Here is an 18,883-nt window from a genome sequence, read left to right on the forward strand (position 1 = left end):
CGTCTCGGAATAATTAAGCCATCAGCACCATGGCTGTGAATCGGCGGTAGTGTGTAATGTTGAAGATGATTATACCAACTCTGAACGTTGATGAGTGACCGAATCCCACATGCTAAAGATTCGATAGCTAATCTAACTGATTTGTACAAGGGGACAGTGAGAACAAAGTTATAAAGCGGAGACACTAGTGTCTCCGCTTTATCTTTTTGAACTTACTCGGCTTTATCACCAGTAATAGCTTTCACTTCAGCTAATAAAGTACCGAACTTGCCGTAATTGATCTTAACACCATCGTCGAGATCGAGCTGGATCTTCATATCAGCATAGTGTTTGAGTTGGTCGCCAAAAGAACGCAGCTCGGTAAGCTGTTTGGTCAGGCTATCGATCTCTTTACCGATGAGTTTGGCTTCGGCTGTTTCTGCTTCATTCTGCTGCAGGCGCAGGCGCTCAATACGGCTATCCATTTGGCCGAGCAGGGGCGTGACATACTCAGTGCGCATGCGCGGGAGAGTTGTTTCATTGTAGCGATGTAAATAGACCAAGCATTCAAAGGCTTTCTCTTTACCTGAACTGAATAGCCAGTAGATCGGGCGTTTTTTGTAGGTCTTCAAGTGATCTTTAAAGAATTGGGTCGAGAGATAGCGGCGAATCGTCTCGCGTGAGGTTTCTCCTCCTTTTTTCACTGGCTTGATCGCAGCTAAGCACAGGCTATCGGCAATAAATTGCAAGTTCTCTTCCAGATGAATATTCCCCCATACAGTGCGGATAAACTCTACAAAACGAACAGCAATATCATCCTCAAACCAAGTCTCTGAGGCCAGAGGTAGAATACCATCGCTATCAGCCGGGAAACTGATATAAGCACCTCCTTCAACTAGTGTTTTAAAACCTTTGTTACCGGCATGGGCATAAACCAGTCCCTCACGATCTAGTGAATAGCGCCCCATCATACAGCCGAGCGAATAGGAAATCAGTTCTACGACGGTATCCGATTGCAGTCTGTCTTCTCGCTCTTTGTCGGTCAGATTACCGCCATAGCGATAATGCGGGTTACAGGTGAGGGTTATTTCACTTAGTGGTACGTCAGGCGTCAGCTCATTTTGCAAGCCATAGGTGTCGATAAAAAGACTGTTATTCTCCTCTTCGAGGCGTTGCATTTCCTGAGATTTATTGTGCATAGATGTACGCAGTTTTTGGTAGCAGTTATCCAACAATAACTCACTGAAAACTGGTGGGAGTAGAGGTAATCTATTGAATGCCCAAGAAAGCTCATTAGAGTCCCAATCACTTTTTGACAGTTCAATGAGGGTCTCGGTCAAGAATTTTTTTTCTGGTAATTTAACCGGTATCGCATTTATCCCTATTGAACTGTAGTCAAGTGTCGGACAAAGAATATTCAGAAAAGTTTGAGCAACCTTGCTATTCAACAGACCAAGTAGCCCATGTTTATCTACAGATATAGGAAATATACAAGATCCCTTGGTATCGAAAAGAAAGCCTGTAGGATTATATCTTGCAGAGAATAAGCCAGAGCTTAACGATGAATAAGTTATGTTCTCACGAAAATAGTATTCTTGATTTTTTAGGCGTCCTCCAGGTCTAAGCTTGTTAATTTCTTCAACAAACTCTTTAAGTTCTACTCCATTTTTTTCCCAGTTAACCAAATATTCGTTATTTCCAAACCAACGACGAAACTCTCCACCTTTATTGTAGGCGTACCATTTCTCAGGTCTGCTTTCAGATTCTTCGGCACTTTTGCAGTCAAAACATGATTTATCCGCGCTTACTTCATGCCAGAAACGTAAGAAGCGGCCATTATCAGAGGTGGCCATGCCTTGTTTTGCATCAGCAACTTCACGTAGCTTTTCAAATTTGAAGCTGGAAATAACCATGTCGTTAACCCAATATGCAATTGGGCTTCCCGGAATTTTTTCAAAATCCTTGGCTGAAGCTCGATAAAAGTGTTTGTCCATGTTGTTATTTTCTTGCTGGACCATTATGAGTCTCCTTTTGGCAATTCTTTTCTGTTATGTGCCATATCCTGAGCAAATCCATCCGGAACGGGCTTAAAGGGTTTTCCTGGTGAACGGTGGTTGGACTGGAATTGGCGTAAGGTCGTTACATCAATTTCACCGGTGATGCAGTAATCGTGATTCCCACCTTTCACGCGCATTAAGTCGCGTTGGTAGCGTTCTTTGTAAGGTGCACGAATACGGCTATCGCCATAAAGGCGATTATTACACTGGATGATGTAGGCATGGATATCAAGTGCAGCGGATTCTACCAATGCATTAAACGTGTCGGTATCAGGGTTCCATTCTGGTACAAATAACGCATCGATTTTACCGCGCAGATCTGCCCGATAACGAATATTGGTCAATTCGCTGCAGATCATCAATGCAAAACGAAAATCTCCATGTTGCACAATCGGGGGTTGTGTCCATTGTGTGGCAGGGCTTAATTCAAGACCTGCAAGGCGGAAGAGTTCCTGTTCTTCATGTAATGCAGGTCGCTGCTTATCTTGTCGGTAGAGCATCAGAGATGGGAAGCCCAGACCATCATGACTCAGCGAGGCCCATACCTGATTACGTACGCGCTTTTTCGGAGCATGCAGATATTCCACACCACTGATAAATGAAATACCACGCCCCTTAAGTTTGTGGGCTATGCGAATAAACCACTGCGGTGGTAAAGCCAGCTCCGGTAAAATGAGATATCCACTATTATCAGGTCTGGAGATCAGTTCATTGATTAGACGACTGAGTCGCTGATAACGGCGACGACTATCAGGATCGGGTTTGTTCATCACCGCTGCGACAAAACTCGACCCACTAGTTTCCCAGCTAGATACCGCGATTGTATGCTTGGACTTAGGTTCGCCATCAGGGATCTGAAGTATTTTCTTACCGTTATTCCAATGCGGCATTTTGTGCTTGGTCAGCTCAAAACCACGTAAAGCCTGCATCACCTGGCTCAGCTTAGCGCAGTGAAGCGAATTAAACGGATCTGGTGCTATCAAATACAACTCATTGAGGCTAAAAGGGCGAGTAGCGAAATTTAGACCTGCCGGGATCCCTCTTTTAAATTTGAGCCAATCCACGAGAATACGGATACCTTCCGTTATATTGCAAGGAAGTAACTCATGTGCATCTGAGGTGATTAATTTATTACGTGCAATGATGCCTCGCTGGCTCACAATCTCTTTGGGCAGGCCGATGAAGCGAAGTGGAATATGCGCTAGATCGTAACTGAATAGCCGAGCATGAGCTCCCTGTAAGACATTGCTGCCGAGAAGTTTAAACAGACTAGACTCTAAGTGCTTTTTAAACTGTAAGGTATTACGGAATTCCTCCCAGGCAACCTTTCCTTCACCACATAGCTTGTGTGGAAAAGACGAAATAATGCTTTCAGCAACAGCATCGTAAAGTGTGTTCCACCAATCATGTTGTTGATATTGCAAGGAAGACTGCAGAGCCTTAATCGATATAGTGCAATGATCTTTGACCTTTTCCGTTAGCTTATTAAGAGCCTTAATCATTTTATCAAGATAGCTAAAATCTTCACAAGCGACTGCCATTCGAATGATACGTGGCAGGTATTGAGCCAGTTCGAAGAATTTTATCGGCGTAAGCAAATGACCTGTTACCGCATCAAAAAAAGCATGGCGGTGTTCTTTCCAGGCATCAGGCGGAAGGTCGCGCTCGTAAGCTTCATAGTCACGCAGATTGAGAGCGAAGCTAGCTCGATGCAGGGTTAAAGCATCAGTTTTACGCAGATTATCGGCTTGTTCACCAATATGACTGGTTGCTTTAAGCAGATCGGTTGCCACTGATTCGGCTGAATCAGGAAGGTTTGGTAAAGAGCGCCATTCGCTTGCACGTTGATTAATCTGCTCAGAGATAGCATTGACCAAAGCAATACCAGCCGCGCCAGACAGAACGAATAATTTATTTTTGTTGTTTGTAAACACGATACGGCTGGAACATGTTTCAAGGTAATCAGGCTTGAAAAGGATAGCCTGTTCTTTTGGGTTATCCATATGTTCCCACTTAAATAACTCTTTGCCCCCATCCCGATTGAAGATCCAATCCCAGAACTGATACGTATTTTTTATCTTACTGGTATTTTCCATCACTAACAGGATGTCATCCACATAGCGACCATAGTAGAGTGGAACAACCTGCTGTTCGATAAACTGATCGAGCTTAAAGAGTGCTGCATTGGCAACAACAGCAGAGGCTGGCAAACCAACGGGTAAGCCTTTTCCGAGTGGTGTTAGTTTTGCCCAGGCTTCCAGTGCAGTAATAAACAATTGGTGCACTCTCGTCTGACTCTGATCCAATTCGACGCCGATCAGTTTTATAAAGGCCGGATCTTGCATAAAACCGGGATTTAGTTCATGGAAAAAACTGCTCACATCAGCTGTAAGAGCTAAGACCTCTTTTTTATCTTGCAGTGCTGAACGCATAGCGTTAATGCCGCCATCACGCCAGTCGCGAAAAGGTTTGAGGTAAGGAGTAAATGATCCCAGTGCTAGTTCGTTAATTTGACCATGGCGATTACGGCGTAATCGGCTGCCATAAACATTGCTACTGAGTTTTTTATCAAAAAGCGAACCCACCTTGAGCATCCAAAGAGCTGAAAGGACATGGAAGTCCAAACTGCAGCAGGCCATCAAACGAAATTCTGCTGTGATTTCTTTTCCAGCTTCTATTATCTTCTGCCATTCATCATCAGGTGACGCGAAAATTAGTCCTGTGCTGTCATCTGTTTTCTCCGTTTTAATGGCTTTTGGGACCAGAGACCAACCCCCTAGAAAATCTGGGTTGTGTATCCAATCTTGATCTTCTCCATTGATTCGTTCTTGCAAATCAGTGAGGTTAACCTGCAGCTTATCCTCGTAGTCAGCAATGGCAAATAGCGACGGAGTTGTCGAGTAATAGAGGTCTACTTTAGCCTTACGATAAGCGAGCCCTAAATCTTCTAATGTAAAACCCATATCGTGTCTCCTTTCCCTATTTTCGTTTTGCTACTGCTTTTTTTTTCAGATTTTTAGCTGTATCAACAAAGCACCAGAAGTCAGTCTTTTTCATTTGACAGAAGAGTTTTAGCTGGCCTTTATAACGATGTTCAATGTGATACCAGATTGGATTTCCTGCAACTCGTTCAATATCGGCATGAGCAGCTGCATTTCGCAGATGGTAAAAAATACTCTTTAAAATGTTACTCTTCGCGTTATGGAACCAGATCAGATTTTGCTTGTTATCTGCAGTAGGTAGGGTTGATGTCGCCAGCTCTTTTTCAGTCGAGAAAGGCTGGATTTGTAGACTAAGTCCACTCTTTAACTTGCGATATCCTTTAACCTGGGTTGATAACAGTTCAGATGTTAGCCCCTGGTGCTGCTCGTAATAGAGCACCAATTTTTCATAGATGTCGGCTAACTCGGCGCGAGTCAATTTGTGGAGGTTAGAGTTTGACATTATCTGCTTAAGCCCTATTTCTTTAAGCAATAGCTGCTTTAAACATGGCTGCTTTTTCTGCTTCAGAGTTTCCATCCACTAAACGGAGATAAGTGCCCTGATAGCTTGAAAGGTGAAAATTTCCTAATACGAATGCAGTAGTTGAGACGACTTCTCCACCAATACTATCAAATCCTCTTGCCCCAAGATGGGTCATACTCAGGATAGTGTGTTGATTCAAAATTCGGGTACGCAATGACTCGTATGAAGAAAGGAACATCCAGCTTTGCATGGTGATCATCGCTACCACACCTGACTCTTTGGTTAAATCCAGATTTCGTTCGATAAAAATGGCAAACAGGTCTGACTTGCTATTAGGGAACTGCTTCTTAGCGAACTCTTTCAGATCCGCATTCATCCCCTTACTGCCCATGTACGGTGGATTTGCAATCACCGCATCATAGCGTTTAGCTAGTAGGCGAGCTTGTGCTAGCAGCGGTAATAGTTTTTTAGATTCAGGTCGTTGCATATTATCGCCATTTTTGCTGAGTTCCTGAATCGTGGAATAGAGCTCCTCAATAGCTGAGGCTTGTTCAGTAGATATACTAATTAAGGAACCCAGTGTTTTGGCATTAAGAAAACGCTGATGCAGGTCTTTTAGAAGCGTCAGACGGGGGTCATCTGTAGCTTGGGCTACTGTAAGTAGATCTTGAGTCTGGCCATGCTGCGCATCAGCATTGAGATTAAGTGCTTGCCAAAGTTTCTGAATGTTGAGGTGTCGACTTTCCTGTAGGGCGTAAATATTCAGGTCTATATCACAACCATTGTTACGAGAAAACAGACGACGATCATCCTGACGGGCACGCATTAGCAAAGCAAAACCCGCCAGCTGTGCAGCGCGGTCGTCGATATCGAGTCCAAAGAGGTTATTCTTAAGTATTAGCACTGGGATCTCGCGGCTCCGATAACCGCGTTCTTCATAAATTCGATAGAGCACATTATAGGCTTCCACCAGAATATGGCCGGACCCACAGGCTGGATCGAGTACGCGTATTGATTCAGGTTCGATGCTGGCGGTTGTAAGTTCAGCCAGTTGTGCCACTACCTCGGAAGCCTGCTCGCCTTGGTCGATATAGTAGGGCATCGTGCTTTTGAGTGTGGACTCAGGATAGGTTTGCAGCCAGTAACGTCCCACCGAGTTTTGCACCAGATATTGTACTATCCAGTTAGGCGTGAACAGCTGAGTAGCGGCAGGAATATCTGCGGATTTGACCACCTTACCAATGACCTGCTCTTTTTTCTCACTAATGTAAAATTGGTAAAGCCAGCCGATAACCTCTACTTGCTGCCAGTCAAGTTCTGGGATCTCATCTACCAGTTCGCGCCAGAAGGCATCAGTGCGGGTAAGGCCTGTAGGCAACAGGAGTTCTGTTTCATCATCAATGGCTTCAAACAAAAATGGCATTGCCTGATGCAGTCGGTGACATTGGCCGAGAAGTAGCTCACGGAAGAGAGTCTCCTGCTCATTACCTGCCAGTAACAAGTCCAACAGAGCGGGCTTATCCAAAGCCACACCTTCTGTTATCAGGGAATCGATCACCTCAGGGGCGCGATCCAACACTTCAAAACCCTGTGGCTGAGAAGGGTGTGATAGCAGACGTACACCGTGTTCTAAATATCCCTCTTCGCTTTTCAGCTCCATAAAGCGGATGGCACAGAAGCGGTTAAACCAAGTGTATGCGACATGCTCTATTAAAGTCTCATAGCTATCGTTTGCAAGCTGTTGTTGCAGGCGCTTAAGGGCAGAGGCACAACTGGCTGGATGGGTAAATCCAGCAACTTGCAAAACTTCACCGCTAATTACCGGCTCAATATGGCCCTTGGCAGTGATTCCAAATTCAGCAGCGCGTGCTTTGATCGCTGTGATAAATGCTGTACGAGCCCGAGGGGCTATTTTTTTTAAATTGGCAGTGTTCATTAAGGCTCACAAATTAGTTTATCCGGGCGGTATCCCACCATTCAGAATACAATGTTGGATGAGTTGTAACTCACCTGAAAAAGAAATTATGCCGTAAGAGGTTCACTAAGAAGGTGACGTAAACGCGCCAATAATATTTCACGACGCTTATGATAGAACGCCTCAAATCCAGCCAAAGTCTCTGGAAGTGAGTCGATTGCCTGTAAGTGAAGATGATTGGCACGGGCAGCTGGCTCCGGCCACATCACTTCGTACCATTCATGCGGTAACTTCTCACGTTTTTCATTGTTCTGGCCCCCTTCTAACAACTGTAGGTTAGGTAGCCGGTTAGCCATGATCATCCACTCTTCAATCTGTGTTTCATCGGTCATCCCTATCTTTTTCAGTTGGCTTTTGGTAAAGCGGGCTCTAGGGAATATGTGATCAACATGGAAGTGATGGGAGAAGTCATGTCCCGGAAAGAGCAGAGATAGCAAGGCAAAAGTTCGACGGTTACCATAGTCGAGTTCAACCAACGACTGTAGCTCTTCTTCATCAAAGCGTAAGCTCTTGCCACGTTCTGTCATTGCAATCGATATTTCTATCAAAGGAAACTCTTGCTGACCATGTTCCTTGATCTTGCTTCGCAAGCTAGCCAGAAGCGTATCAAGACCACTTCCCCAAATACCGGATTGTTTAAGGATAGAGCGAATTAGCCAACCTCTGATCCCCTGCCTATCAGCAGCATACTCGCTACGGGATAGGTAGCGGTTATCCAGATCTCGATGGTAGAGGTAATAGGCTATGGGGAGTAGGGCACTGTCTGCTCCCAGATTGTAACTGTTGAAGCCGAAACTGCTGAGTAAATTGACTGCAAGAAGTAAAGCTTTACGGATGCATTCCCAATTATCTTCCAGCTTGCGCATGTTCTCTTTGCTAAAGTTCTCGACTTTAAACCCAACGCTGCCGATATCACTCAGCATCAGACCTGCTTTGAGCACCAGGTCCTTGCTAAAGGAAAAACCATTACCTATTTGGTTCATTTCATCTACTAGCTTGTGAATCTCATCACGCGCATCCAGCGTGCTCCATTGCGTTACGGCGATGGAGAGCAGTAGATCTGAATAGGAGAGTGTTGTTCCGCCACTATTCATACGGATAAAGATATTGAGAACCTTGGATAGCTCCTGACCTTCTTCCAGGTAGTAACTGATCAAAGGTTTATTGTGAATGATGTCATGAAAACGGGAAATCACTTTACCTGCTGCTGGTTTGCGTTCATCTGGCATTTTCATTTCCATGACTGACATCATTACGTCATAGGCATTCATACCGAGAATACGGGAGACTAAAAACCAATGGTGTTGTTCATCGTTGTGGCTTGCCTCATCCTCATTCAAGAACTCGAACTCATAACGAGTTCCGCTGTCAGGGTCTGTGCATTCAAAAAGATTGAGATAGAGGCGACGTTCGATAAAGGCGTCTGCACTGGACCACCATTTACCCTGAGTTTTCCAACTATAGGAACCGCGTAACCCGATGTTTAGTGCTGTCATTCGCTGCTGGCCATCTAGAACCGCGATGCGATCATTTTCACCGATGATATCTAGTTTTTTACAGTGGACTTGATCACGCTGGTGGTAGTCACGCATAAAATCATAAAATTGATACTGACGCAGATTCTCAGTTTTAATTTTCCAAAACAGGAAGGTACCAAACGGGTAGCCTTGTAGTAGAGAGTCAAACAGCTGGCAGATTTGATCTGGCCGCCAGACAAATTCTCTCTGGATTGCAGGCAAAATATATTCATGCTGTTCAACTTTGTTCAGCAGCGTTTCGATGGTGCCACCGGTTTGGTACATGTTTTATCTCTTCCCGTATGGTTGTGTTCGAAGCACTCTTTACGCCCCTTTTGATGAGAAAAGGGGCCGAGCGTTTTACATCCTTGCTTTTGGGCGCAACACTATTTGATCCGCACTCTTTTACCCTGACCTATTGCCTGTTGTAAACGGCTGCGAAGTGTCGCGAGATAGGTGTCGATATCCTGCTCCGTTTCTATAAAGATATGGCTGGCACCGAGTAATTCTGCGGGTGAAACCAGTTCGATAGGTTTAGGTATTGGTTTGTGGCTAACCACTGTCGCAGCAGAGTTATTCGCAATAGTAGTTGGCGAGCCTGATGGATCCGGTTCTCGCAAAGTACCCGCATCGCTATTAGGCGGTTCAGCCGCTTTTTTCCGTGCTGCGGCTTGCTCCGCTTCCAGACGAGCTTGAAGTTCGGCGCTGTAGCGGTTGATCAGTTCTAAGACCTTATCTTCTTCATCATCAGCCTCTTGTTGCAGGCTAACAATCTCATGTAAGGATAAGCTGTTACTGACCCGTTCTTTTAACAGATTAAAGGGACGCATTGCCTGGTTTTGTAACTCAGCTGGTAAGTCAGTAACCAGCGGTGCAACACCTTGCTGGGTTGCATTGATCGCTTCCAAAGCCGCGGCACGTTTCTGTTCTACCAGTTGCAGGTTAATGGCGATGAGTTGATCAATTAACGATCCCACCTGGCGCAGTTTGCTATACGGGGATTTATCATCGTAGATAGCCTGCAGTGCAGATAATGCTTTAGCCGCTTCTGGGTTTTGCTCCAGTGCATGGCGATTGGATTTGAATTGATCGTTGAGGGCTCGACGCAACTGTTGCCAGATATCAAACTGACGAGTGAAAAACTCCTCGACTTCTTCAAAATCTTCGGCAAAATCCTGCCATTCGTTGCTCTGCTGGCAGAGTCCATCGATTAGGGCATAACTGTTGTTGCCCAGCTCAAGCAGGCTGGCGATCAATCGACTGCCGGTAAGCAGGGTGCTTTTGCCAGGGCAATTCCCATCTTTAGCTTTAAAATCAAATTCTTTAATTAATCGCTGCCACTCGCCTAGTACGTCAAGAAGCTTATTCGCCAGCTCTTTTTCGCTGCTCTCGAAGGGTTTATTAAAAATATCTTTCGCCAGTTTAGCCGCTTTAGCTACTTGCTGTTCTGTATGCTGACGTACTCGACGAATACGCAGTGTGCTGTGGCTACGTACCGAGGTAAAATGTTCGTAGCTGCGTTTGAGGGGCAAATCACCATTCGGTGTAGATAGCGCAGCCTTACCAAGCAAGACCAGATGAGTCACCTGTAGCATTACTTCGTCACGGTTCCAGCCGAAGGGACGAGCACTGAATCGCTCTAACAATTCTTTAAGGTAGACCGGCTGATTTTTTTCATCTGCGACATTTAAAAAGAGTTCAATCTCCTTTTTTGCAGCAGCATTGGGGTCTTGTTCACCGAGATTTATATTTAGCTGTGCCATGTCATCGGCCATGATCACCGACTTCAGCTCTTGCACCGGGTTGTTACCACAGCTTTGTAGTAAAGAGAGCTTTTGGAATGAGTTTTCGATTACGTAGGCACAAGCTTCATCAAGCATATTGCTGACACTAGCCGATTTACTTTGCAGCTCATTACCTAGTGCGAATATCTGTGCTTGTTTCACCAGATCATCGAATAGTAATTTCAGACGGCTGCGACGCTGGGTGTTTTCGAGTGCTTTTTCTGCCAGCAATTTCTCTTGCTCAGGTCGTTTACCTCGTATCCCTGCCAGGAACTTCTCGGTTTTCAACCAAGTATCAAATTCAGCCCAGATCCGCTTCTCACTCGACAGGCGTACCAGAATACAACCATTCCCTTCTTGGCTCAGTGCCTTGTAGGATTGTTCGTTATAACTGTCAAAATTGGCATCCAGTGGGGAAATGACTTTGAGCACCAGATCTGTTTGTTGGCTGCCGTCTATAGAGTGACCGTTACAAAAGCGAGTCAGAGGGTAATCCTGCTTGTTTACCGGATAGCGATACTGACGGCGATTGCCCATTACCTCTTCAAACACCAACCGGGCCAGTTGCCGGTTCTCTTCAGTTGCTTCAACCTGAGTGTGTTTGATCTCCTGCTCGACTTCTTTTTCTTCGTTAGTCAGGAATACGTATTCATCGCCATTTCTGACAATCAATAGCTGGTTTTCAAGACGCTGTAGACTGGCTTCGATTCGGCTTTTCAGTGCCACTTTATCGGTATCTATTTCTTCAATAGAGAGTGTGACCAGATTATCAATGGTGGATTTGATCAGATCGACATAGCGGATTAAAAACAGCGATTTAAGAATATTAATGTCGTAAGGATCGAGGCTTGCTTTCTCAGCCGCTTGTTCGAAGATGCGTTTAACGTTGGTATCGAGGAAAGATTCGATTGCCGGATAAAAGGCATGGAAAGGCACCAATACACCGATATCTTTGTTCATCTGCTGGCGTGCGGCATTCTGGAATGCATCCAGCAGAGAACGTTCACCACGGGAGAGATGTTTACCGGTAGCCCCCACTTTGCGGATTGCTTCGAAGACCTTTTGTACCAGCAGATACTGATAGGGAATAAAAGGGTAGTGATCAACAAACTCAACATTATCACTGTAGTTAGCAAGCTCAGCTGTAGTGCTGGTATCAAAGGTCAACTGGTTGCGAAGAATGTCGCCTTTTTGACTGAACAATTCTGCCAGGCAGTTTTTAGCGTCTTCACTTTTTTCGAGCAGACGTTTCTGTATTACCTCATTGGTATTGGACGAGGAGAGGGAAATCCTTGTGTGAAAACGCCCTTGGATCTTGGAGAAGTCCTGGCCTTTTTTAGCGCTAAGATCTCCTAGTACGGCATCGATATCTTCTTGTGAAGTGACGATTACCCAAGCTCTGCCTCCACAAGCGGTACCGATATTTTCTGTTATCGTCTGCAGTTTGAGCATCATCTGGGTGTTGTTGCCGATAAACTGTCCGACCTCATCTACCAGAAAGACCATGCGTTTACTGTCACCAGATGGATCGCTACGATCGAGATACTCCCGCACCCATTTACAGAAGTTGGCAATGTCGAGAGTAAACATGGATTCGAGATTTTCCATACTCTGCACCGATGAGGCATCTGACTGGCCGGTAGCATAGGCCCAGGCTTTTGCCATTTCATCACGACAGAAACCATAGGCATCACGCTGTTCTTCCCAGCTTGAGCCCGTGAGTTCAGCAAATTTTGCTTTGAATGGCTCGTATTGGCCACGGGAATCTAACTCACGTTCCAGATGTGCGATATGAGGATGGTCAGCGCAATATCCCAGGCGCTCATTGAAGACGCGCAAGAAAACTTTGAGAATGGCATCTTCTTTGTCTTCAGTATCTGCGCGGCTGTCGATATTAAAGAGAATTACTTCAGTATTGCGGTTAACTGCAGCGTGGATATCACCGTAAAGAAGGGGATCGCTGATTTTCTCTTTGAAAAACTCGATGGCAGCTTTTGTTTGGCCATTGTTAACAGCTTTCTTGTTACCGAGCAGGTAAGAGAGGATCTTTATAAAGTGAGATTTACCGGAACCGAAATAACCCGATACCCAAATCCCAATTTTACCCGCCACACTAGGATCATCTGGATGGCTGACACCAGGCAGGTAGGTCTCAAAAAAGTGACGAAGGTGGCGGTCAAGTTCACGGGTCACCACATACTCGTCAAGCTCAGTCCAGATGATTTGCTCATCCAACTGCTCGGCTTTCACCACACCATTGATTGGGCGATCCAGTTGTTTGGTAAACAGCTCTCTTATCTGCATTAAAAATTCCGTCTCTATCATACAGCGAGACGCTTCTGCTCGCTATAACGTGATGACTCTTTCGCGGCCAAGTTAGTGGTTTGAATTCTCTCAAAAAACAAGCTACGGCAGCAGTTTAAATTTCAGTACTTAGATGCGTGAGGCACCAGTTGGAAAGCTCGGTAGTAGTTGGCTGTTGCCACTTCTGCGCTGTCCAGATCAAAAGGATAAAGTTCGAGGCCGTTGTAACTGCCCGGATAAAACAATACCAATGGTATTGCCCCCATATGGGCATGTAATGCATTAAGCAAACTATGACCACGTAGCAATGGCCAGCATTGGCCAAGACCTGATAACAATACAAATTGAGGCGAGGCCGGAAGCACTTTATCTATCAGATGCTTAGCAATTCGACCTTGTTCAAGAGGTCCTTTAAGTGCTTTGGCTAGCTCATCGGTACCTTTTTTGCGTTCCAGATCAAAAGCTTTATCTAACAATTTACGCTCTTGCAAAATTGCCAGTACCTCTTCGAACAGATTGAGATGAGCGAAATTCAGCCCCTGCCGAGCTAGGCGAGGCAGAGTCAATCTCAGATACTCCCGTACGGTAAGTTCAAATTGAGGTGGGTAATCAAAGATATAAAAACCGATCTCACCACCGAGCTCTTGGTTCTTCAGGAAGCCTTCACTTTTAAGCCGGTCTTCGATTTGTTCCAGACGAGCTGACAATTGCGGCTTACTGTCCAGTTTCGCTCTCATCTGACTGTCTCCATCACATCGTAGACTTTTTGGCAGTCGAGACTGTTTGCCCACTCTCTTATCTGGGGTAGTAGGAAGACATTTTTCAGCTTTTTACTGCGGCCTGATTCCAGATACCCGCTATCTGCGAGGATTTTAAATACATTGTTGCCCATTTTCTGGATTGAGCTTTCGGAATATTGATCCAAGCCGACAATGGCACGCTGGCGGGATAGAATAAATTCCTGCCAGTCTTCGCTGCGCAATGATTCACGAAACATCTGTCGGGCATCAGACAGTGTCGTTGCCATGAAATCGGTCAGCACTGGGGATTGGCACATGGTCGCCATTAGCAACATTTGTCTGGCTGCATCATCAGGGGCCTTTAGTAGCTCACTCCAGAATGCCTCACCCATCGGTTGAATTCTTTTACGCAGGGTTGAAGCCATGCGTTTAACACTGTGCACTGAGGTCTTCTGCAGCACATTGTCATTTACAATAGCATTATGCCATTGATCATCATTTGGTGAGGATATCAGCAGCTCCGCGATGACTCTGCTCTCACGCAACATCAGGCTGCCACCAATGATGTCACCCAGATATTCTTTGGCGGTCATAATGGCTCCACGGTCAGGGTTTAAAAACTCCGTTATGATACGCGAAATTGAGACATATGGCCTTATGACAAAACACATTTTGCCTTTGCTATCGACCACCGTGATTTTTTCCGTTTCAGAGGTAAAATAGCCATAATGACGGTTACGGCTCTGGAGCAACTTACCATTATGACAACTCTTGTTTTTTTCTTACTCTCATGTAGATGAAGCACTGCGTAATGAGCTTGAGAAGCACCTTTCCTCCCTGAAGTGCATGGGGAAGATCACCACATGGCACGATCGTCGCATTGTTTGAAGAGTAACTATTTGTTTACCGACGTGATGCCGCGTGAAGATGAGGTGGCTGAAACCCTGGCCTGGACGCCTAAGATTCTGGAGCGCAAAAGCGTTCGGGCGCGAGTATATGAGCGCGTGCGTGGTGTGATTGATACATTTATCAACGGTATGCAGGGTTTTTAAGCGTATTATTTGCTACGAGTAGTGAACCGCCAGAAAGATAAGGAGCCTGACGATGTCTGTGAACTGGACTAAAGCTGAGTTTTTTAAGTGCGCTTTGCAGGTAAACCCTGCGGGCTATAACAAGTATCGCGGGAAAGAATCACTCAGCGAAGAGGTCTACAACCAGCAGCTTCTGGAGGCCTGTCTTGAGGCTGGGGTTCAGGTTGTTGGTATTGCTGATCATGGTGCTGTGGATGCGGTGGACAGACTTCGTCAGCTCTTTAATGAACATGGTATTGTCGTTTTTCCTGGTTTTGAGATTTGCTCCAGCGAGAAAATTCACTTCGTTTGTTTGTTTGATGAAAATCGGACAGTGCAAGAGCTGGAACGTTATTTGAGTAATTTGGGATATGAAGATCCCGAAGACTGTATTTCCCCATCAAAGCTCAGTGCTGTGCAGATCATTGAAAAAGTAGATGATCTGGACGGATTTATTTTTGCAGCGCATAGCACCAATGATAATGGTGTACTGAAATGCCGTATGAACCATATATGGAAAGAAAGTGCATTGTTGGCGGCGCAGATTCCTGGAACGGTTGATGACTTAAAAGGGGTTGAGGATGATTTTTACCGGAAAGCCATCCTGAACAAACTTCCTGATTATCGTCGTGAGCGGCCTATTGCCATTATCAACGCAGCAGATGTTGCTCAGCCTGAAGAAATTAAAACGGCAGGAGCATCTTGCTTGATAAAAATGACCAGGCCATGTTTTAGCTCATTTAAACAGGCATTTTTAGATCCTGAATCACGGGTACGTCTGAATGCAGATAAGCCGCATAGCTATGCTTCGGCAATTGAAAATATCCGTTTTATTGGTGGATATCTGGATGAGACCGATATTACTTTTTCCGACCACCTTAATGCTGTTATTGGCGGTCGTGGGACAGGTAAATCGACTTTGCTGGAGGCTATTCGTTTCGCTCTTGGTAAGCAGCCTTTTGGCGATTCGGCACAAAAGCAGCACAGCGCAATTATTAAGAGTAACTTGGGGAATGGTGCGTTGGTCCAACTGAATGTCCGCTCTGCTGCAATGCAGGGGCGTGCATTTACCATTAGCCGCAAATTTGGTGGACAATCCATCGTAACGGACAGTGAAGGTAATGTTTCGCCTTATTCTCCGGATGATTTACTTCCTGGGCTGGAGTTGTACGGGCAGAACGAAATTTACGAAATGACCCGTGATGCGCAGAGTCGCAATCATTTAGTGGAGAGGTTTTTGGAAGGTGATCACAACCAGTTTGATGTGATTATCAACAAAGCGTTGGCTCGTCTCGGAGATAGCCGCCTAACTATCCTTAGTGCTCTGGAGCAAAAGGCGGAGGCGGAACTTGAAGTTGCACGGCTGCCGAAATTACTGGAGCAGGCAGAACAATTTAAACAACTTGGTCTGGATGAAAAACTCAAAATCGTTCCCTTGCTGGAAAAAGAAAAGCAGCTTAGCTCACGCCATCAGGAAGAATTGTCCAGAGTGCAAGATGCTCTTCTGACGTTAAAAGATAGCCTCCCCGATCTTGCTTATCTCAGCGATGCGGTGATAAATGTTCTGCCGCATCAGTCTCTTCTTCTCCAACAGCGTGATGTGCTCCAGCGGGTGCAGGAGCAGACGGCGGTACTGGTTCAGCAACTGGATGAGGTTGTTCAGCGTTCATCAGCAGAACTTACTCCTTTACAAAGCGAGCTATCAAGTTTAATCGGTGCAGAAGAAGCTCAACTTGAAAAGGCCTTTAAAGATATCCCGGCCAGCCAGGGAAAAAGCGGGCGACAGATAGGTGCAGATTATCAAACGTTGTTACGCCAGATTGCTTCTATTCGTCCTAAAGCAACGGCTCTGGAGAACCGGCAGAAACAACTTGATGAGCTATACCAGCAGCGAAAAAGATTACTTCTGGAGCTTATCCAGGCTCGTTCTCAACGTTCCGCTGCGTTGGCGAAATCAGTCAAACGCCTGAACAGAAAACTAGATGAAAAAGTGCGGCTCAATTTGCAGCCAGAAGGCGATCGTCAACCTCTGTTGCATTTTCTGGAGCAATGTAATCTGGAAGGGGTTGGTCCACGGCGGCTTGCCTGGGTTCTGGAGCATGATTTTACACCGGAAAATCTGGTTGAGAATATCCGTCTTGGTGAACAGGCCTTACATAATGCCGGGTGGGGAATCACACCAACCGTCGCCCAGGCTTTGCTACGTTTGAGCGAAAAACAGCTTCTGGAACTGGAAGCATTATCACTACCGGATACGATGCAAATTGAGCTGAATGTCATGCATGACGGTGGCGGTGTTCTCTGGCGTCATATTGATGAACTCTCTACCGGGCAACAGTGTACTGCTGTCTTGCATTTATTGTTGTTGGAAAATCAAGACCCACTGATCCTCGATCAGCCAGAAGATAACCTGGATAACGCATTTATTGCAGAGCGTATAGTGACAGAGCTGCGCAAGGCGAAGCTCTCCCGGCAGTTTTTATTTGCCACGCATAACGCTAACATACCGGTGTTCGGTGATGCTGAGTGGATTGGTGTATTGAGCGTGGAAGAGGGTAAAGGTCGTATTCTTCCTGAGCAGCAGGGGGCTATTGATTTGCCGGAGATCCAACGCCTGGCGGCGAATATTCTCGAAGGTGGTCAAAGTGCCTTTAATCAACGCCGGGAAAAATATGGGTTTAAATAACAGAAAAGCGAGAGTCAGCCATGCTTAAAAGCGAGTTACTGGAGATCATTGCCAACGGAGAAAGCTCCGGAGTGGAGTTTAAGCGTGATGATATCCGCCCGGAGCAACTGGCGAAAGAAGTTGTTGCCATGGCTAACTTCCAGGGAGGATGCGTCCTGCTAGGTGTTGAGGATGATGGCACCATTTCTGGTATTCATCGTCAGAACCTGGAAGAGTGGGTGATGAATGTAATGCAGGATAAAATTCACCCAATGCTTTTGCCGTTCTATGAAGAAGTCCGAATGGATGATTCTCTTACGGTGGCTATCGTGAGCTTTCCTCAAGGAATTTCTAAACCTTATGTCGTGCGCCATCAGGGGAGGGAAGAAATCTTCATTCGCGTGGGGTCCACGTCCAGATTGGCGACTCGCGAGCAGCAAATGCGTTTGTTCGAAATTGGCGGTATGTTACATACCGAGGTGATGCCCGTTCCGAGAACAGATATTACCTGCCTGGATGAAGCCCGCTTATTGAATTATCTGCGCGATATTTTGCATGACCCAGATATTCCGGAGACACCGGAACAATGGCAACAACGGTTGCTGGGGTTGAGCTTTCTGACGCAAGCGGGTGAAAATGTTTGCTGTACGATTGCCGGGTTAGTTCTTTTTGGTAAATATCCACGCCAGTATTTACGTCAATCGGGTATCCGTGTCTTTGCCTTTGCCAGTGAAGACAAAGAATATCAGCCGTTGTTGGATGATATTCTGGATGGCCCAATGGTGGGACGTTTTGATACCGAAGAGGCTGGGAGAGCGTTGATCGATGGAGGATTAATTGAGCGTTTGATGTCAACCATCATGCCATTTATTACTTCTGAGGCCTCTCAACCTGATACGAACTTGCGTCGGGAAACCACTTGGTATTATCCGTTAGAAGCTGTTCGTGAAACCGTTGTAAATGCCCTGGCGCATCGTGACTGGACACGCTTTGTTGAGATTGAAATCGGCTTATATAATAACCGATTCGAGGTTATTAGCCCCGGTGCGCTGAATAAATCTATGTCGGTTGAGAAGATGGTGGCAGGCCAGCGCTCGCCGCGTAATACGATTATCATGGAAGTCTTGCGCGACTATGGTTACGTTGATTTCAGGGGAATGGGGGTCAGGACAAAAATTATCCCTCTGACGCAGGCTTTGAGTGGACAAGCACCGGAGTTTACCGCAACGGATGATTATCTGAAGACGGTTCTTTACCGTTCACCATCTCCTTGATATTGGCCCAGCATTATTGTTTATTCCGAATGTAAGAATATTTCAGTAATGTT

Annotated in this window: 11 protein-coding genes; 3 read left to right on the forward strand and 8 right to left on the reverse strand. The window is 45.7% G+C overall.

Going from position 1 to position 18,883, the window contains the following annotated elements:
- Positions 1 to 212: 212 nt before the first annotated feature.
- The 8 genes from pglX (AB4K05_RS20855) to AB4K05_RS20890 form a co-directional block, all read right to left on the reverse strand.
- The gene (gene pglX, locus AB4K05_RS20855; protein WP_099433765.1) at positions 213 to 1,997 is read right to left on the reverse strand and encodes a BREX-1 system adenine-specific DNA-methyltransferase PglX; all 1,785 of its coding nucleotides are present in this window, start codon (positions 1,995 to 1,997) and stop codon (positions 213 to 215) included.
- Complete coding sequence (locus AB4K05_RS20860) at positions 1,997 to 4,999, reverse strand: reverse transcriptase domain-containing protein (protein WP_099433764.1); 3,003 nt, start codon at positions 4,997 to 4,999, stop codon at positions 1,997 to 1,999. The genes pglX (AB4K05_RS20855) and AB4K05_RS20860 overlap by 1 nt, the downstream gene beginning before the upstream one ends.
- A gap of 16 nt (positions 5,000 to 5,015) precedes the next feature.
- Complete coding sequence (locus AB4K05_RS20865; RefSeq protein ID WP_137675670.1) at positions 5,016 to 5,480, reverse strand: hypothetical protein; 465 nt, start codon at positions 5,478 to 5,480, stop codon at positions 5,016 to 5,018.
- Between the two features lie 22 nt (positions 5,481 to 5,502).
- On the reverse strand, positions 5,503 to 7,437 hold the full coding sequence (gene pglX / locus AB4K05_RS20870; protein ID WP_023280806.1) for a BREX-1 system adenine-specific DNA-methyltransferase PglX: 1,935 nt from the start codon (positions 7,435 to 7,437) through the stop codon (positions 5,503 to 5,505).
- Between the two features lie 86 nt (positions 7,438 to 7,523).
- On the reverse strand, positions 7,524 to 9,278 hold the full coding sequence (locus tag AB4K05_RS20875) for a DUF262 domain-containing protein (protein WP_079805578.1): 1,755 nt from the start codon (positions 9,276 to 9,278) through the stop codon (positions 7,524 to 7,526).
- A 101-nt stretch (positions 9,279 to 9,379) separates the two neighbouring features.
- Entirely contained in the window at positions 9,380 to 13,102 is a 3,723-nt protein-coding gene (gene brxC, locus AB4K05_RS20880; RefSeq protein WP_223374968.1) for a BREX system P-loop protein BrxC, read from the reverse strand.
- 101 nt (positions 13,103 to 13,203) lie between these two features.
- Positions 13,204 to 13,818: a DUF1788 domain-containing protein gene (locus AB4K05_RS20885; protein ID WP_001201808.1), complete on the reverse strand. Its 615-nt coding sequence runs from the start codon at positions 13,816 to 13,818 to the stop codon at positions 13,204 to 13,206.
- A complete protein-coding gene (locus AB4K05_RS20890; RefSeq protein ID WP_094760991.1) occupies positions 13,815 to 14,414 on the reverse strand; it encodes a DUF1819 family protein in 600 nt (199 codons plus the stop codon). Before AB4K05_RS20890 ends, AB4K05_RS20885 begins: the two co-directional genes overlap by 4 nt.
- A gap of 270 nt (positions 14,415 to 14,684) precedes the next feature.
- On the opposite strand from AB4K05_RS20890, the gene AB4K05_RS20895 reads away from it, so the two are divergent.
- Genes AB4K05_RS20895 through AB4K05_RS20905 form a run of 3 tightly spaced genes read left to right on the forward strand, consistent with a single transcriptional unit; the run spans position 14,685 to position 18,830 of the window.
- Complete coding sequence (locus AB4K05_RS20895; RefSeq protein WP_171862386.1) at positions 14,685 to 14,873, forward strand: hypothetical protein; 189 nt, start codon at positions 14,685 to 14,687, stop codon at positions 14,871 to 14,873.
- Positions 14,874 to 14,925: 52 nt separating this feature from the next.
- Complete coding sequence (locus AB4K05_RS20900) at positions 14,926 to 17,577, forward strand: TrlF family AAA-like ATPase (RefSeq protein ID WP_094760990.1); 2,652 nt, start codon at positions 14,926 to 14,928, stop codon at positions 17,575 to 17,577.
- Between the two features lie 20 nt (positions 17,578 to 17,597).
- Positions 17,598 to 18,830, forward strand: coding sequence for an RNA-binding domain-containing protein (locus tag AB4K05_RS20905; protein WP_248890660.1), 1,233 nt, complete (start codon positions 17,598 to 17,600; stop codon positions 18,828 to 18,830).
- The last annotated feature ends 53 nt before the right edge of the window (positions 18,831 to 18,883 follow it).

Source organism: Kluyvera sp. STS39-E, from assembly GCF_040932435.1.
In the GTDB taxonomy this organism is placed as follows: Bacteria; Pseudomonadota; Gammaproteobacteria; order Enterobacterales; family Enterobacteriaceae; genus Kluyvera.

What these genes read in the sequence shown, in the direction of transcription:
- AB4K05_RS20875 (WP_079805578.1), bottom strand. Translation starts at nt 9,278, where the DNA reads ATGTACCAAACCGGTGGCACCATCGAAACGCTGCTGAACAAAGTTGAA.
- brxC (WP_223374968.1), bottom strand. Translation starts at nt 13,102, where the DNA reads ATGATAGAGACGGAATTTTTAATGCAGATAAGAGAGCTGTTTACCAAA.
- AB4K05_RS20905 (WP_248890660.1), top strand. Translation starts at nt 17,598, where the DNA reads ATGCTTAAAAGCGAGTTACTGGAGATCATTGCCAACGGAGAAAGCTCC.
- AB4K05_RS20860 (WP_099433764.1), bottom strand. Translation starts at nt 4,999, where the DNA reads ATGGGTTTTACATTAGAAGATTTAGGGCTCGCTTATCGTAAGGCTAAA.
- AB4K05_RS20900 (WP_094760990.1), top strand. Translation starts at nt 14,926, where the DNA reads ATGTCTGTGAACTGGACTAAAGCTGAGTTTTTTAAGTGCGCTTTGCAG.
- pglX (WP_023280806.1), bottom strand. Translation starts at nt 7,437, where the DNA reads ATGAACACTGCCAATTTAAAAAAAATAGCCCCTCGGGCTCGTACAGCA.
- AB4K05_RS20895 (WP_171862386.1), top strand. Translation starts at nt 14,685, where the DNA reads ATGGCACGATCGTCGCATTGTTTGAAGAGTAACTATTTGTTTACCGAC.
- AB4K05_RS20885 (WP_001201808.1), bottom strand. Translation starts at nt 13,818, where the DNA reads ATGAGAGCGAAACTGGACAGTAAGCCGCAATTGTCAGCTCGTCTGGAA.
- pglX (WP_099433765.1), bottom strand. Translation starts at nt 1,997, where the DNA reads ATGGTCCAGCAAGAAAATAACAACATGGACAAACACTTTTATCGAGCT.
- AB4K05_RS20890 (WP_094760991.1), bottom strand. Translation starts at nt 14,414, where the DNA reads ATGACCGCCAAAGAATATCTGGGTGACATCATTGGTGGCAGCCTGATG.
- AB4K05_RS20865 (WP_137675670.1), bottom strand. Translation starts at nt 5,480, where the DNA reads ATGTCAAACTCTAACCTCCACAAATTGACTCGCGCCGAGTTAGCCGAC.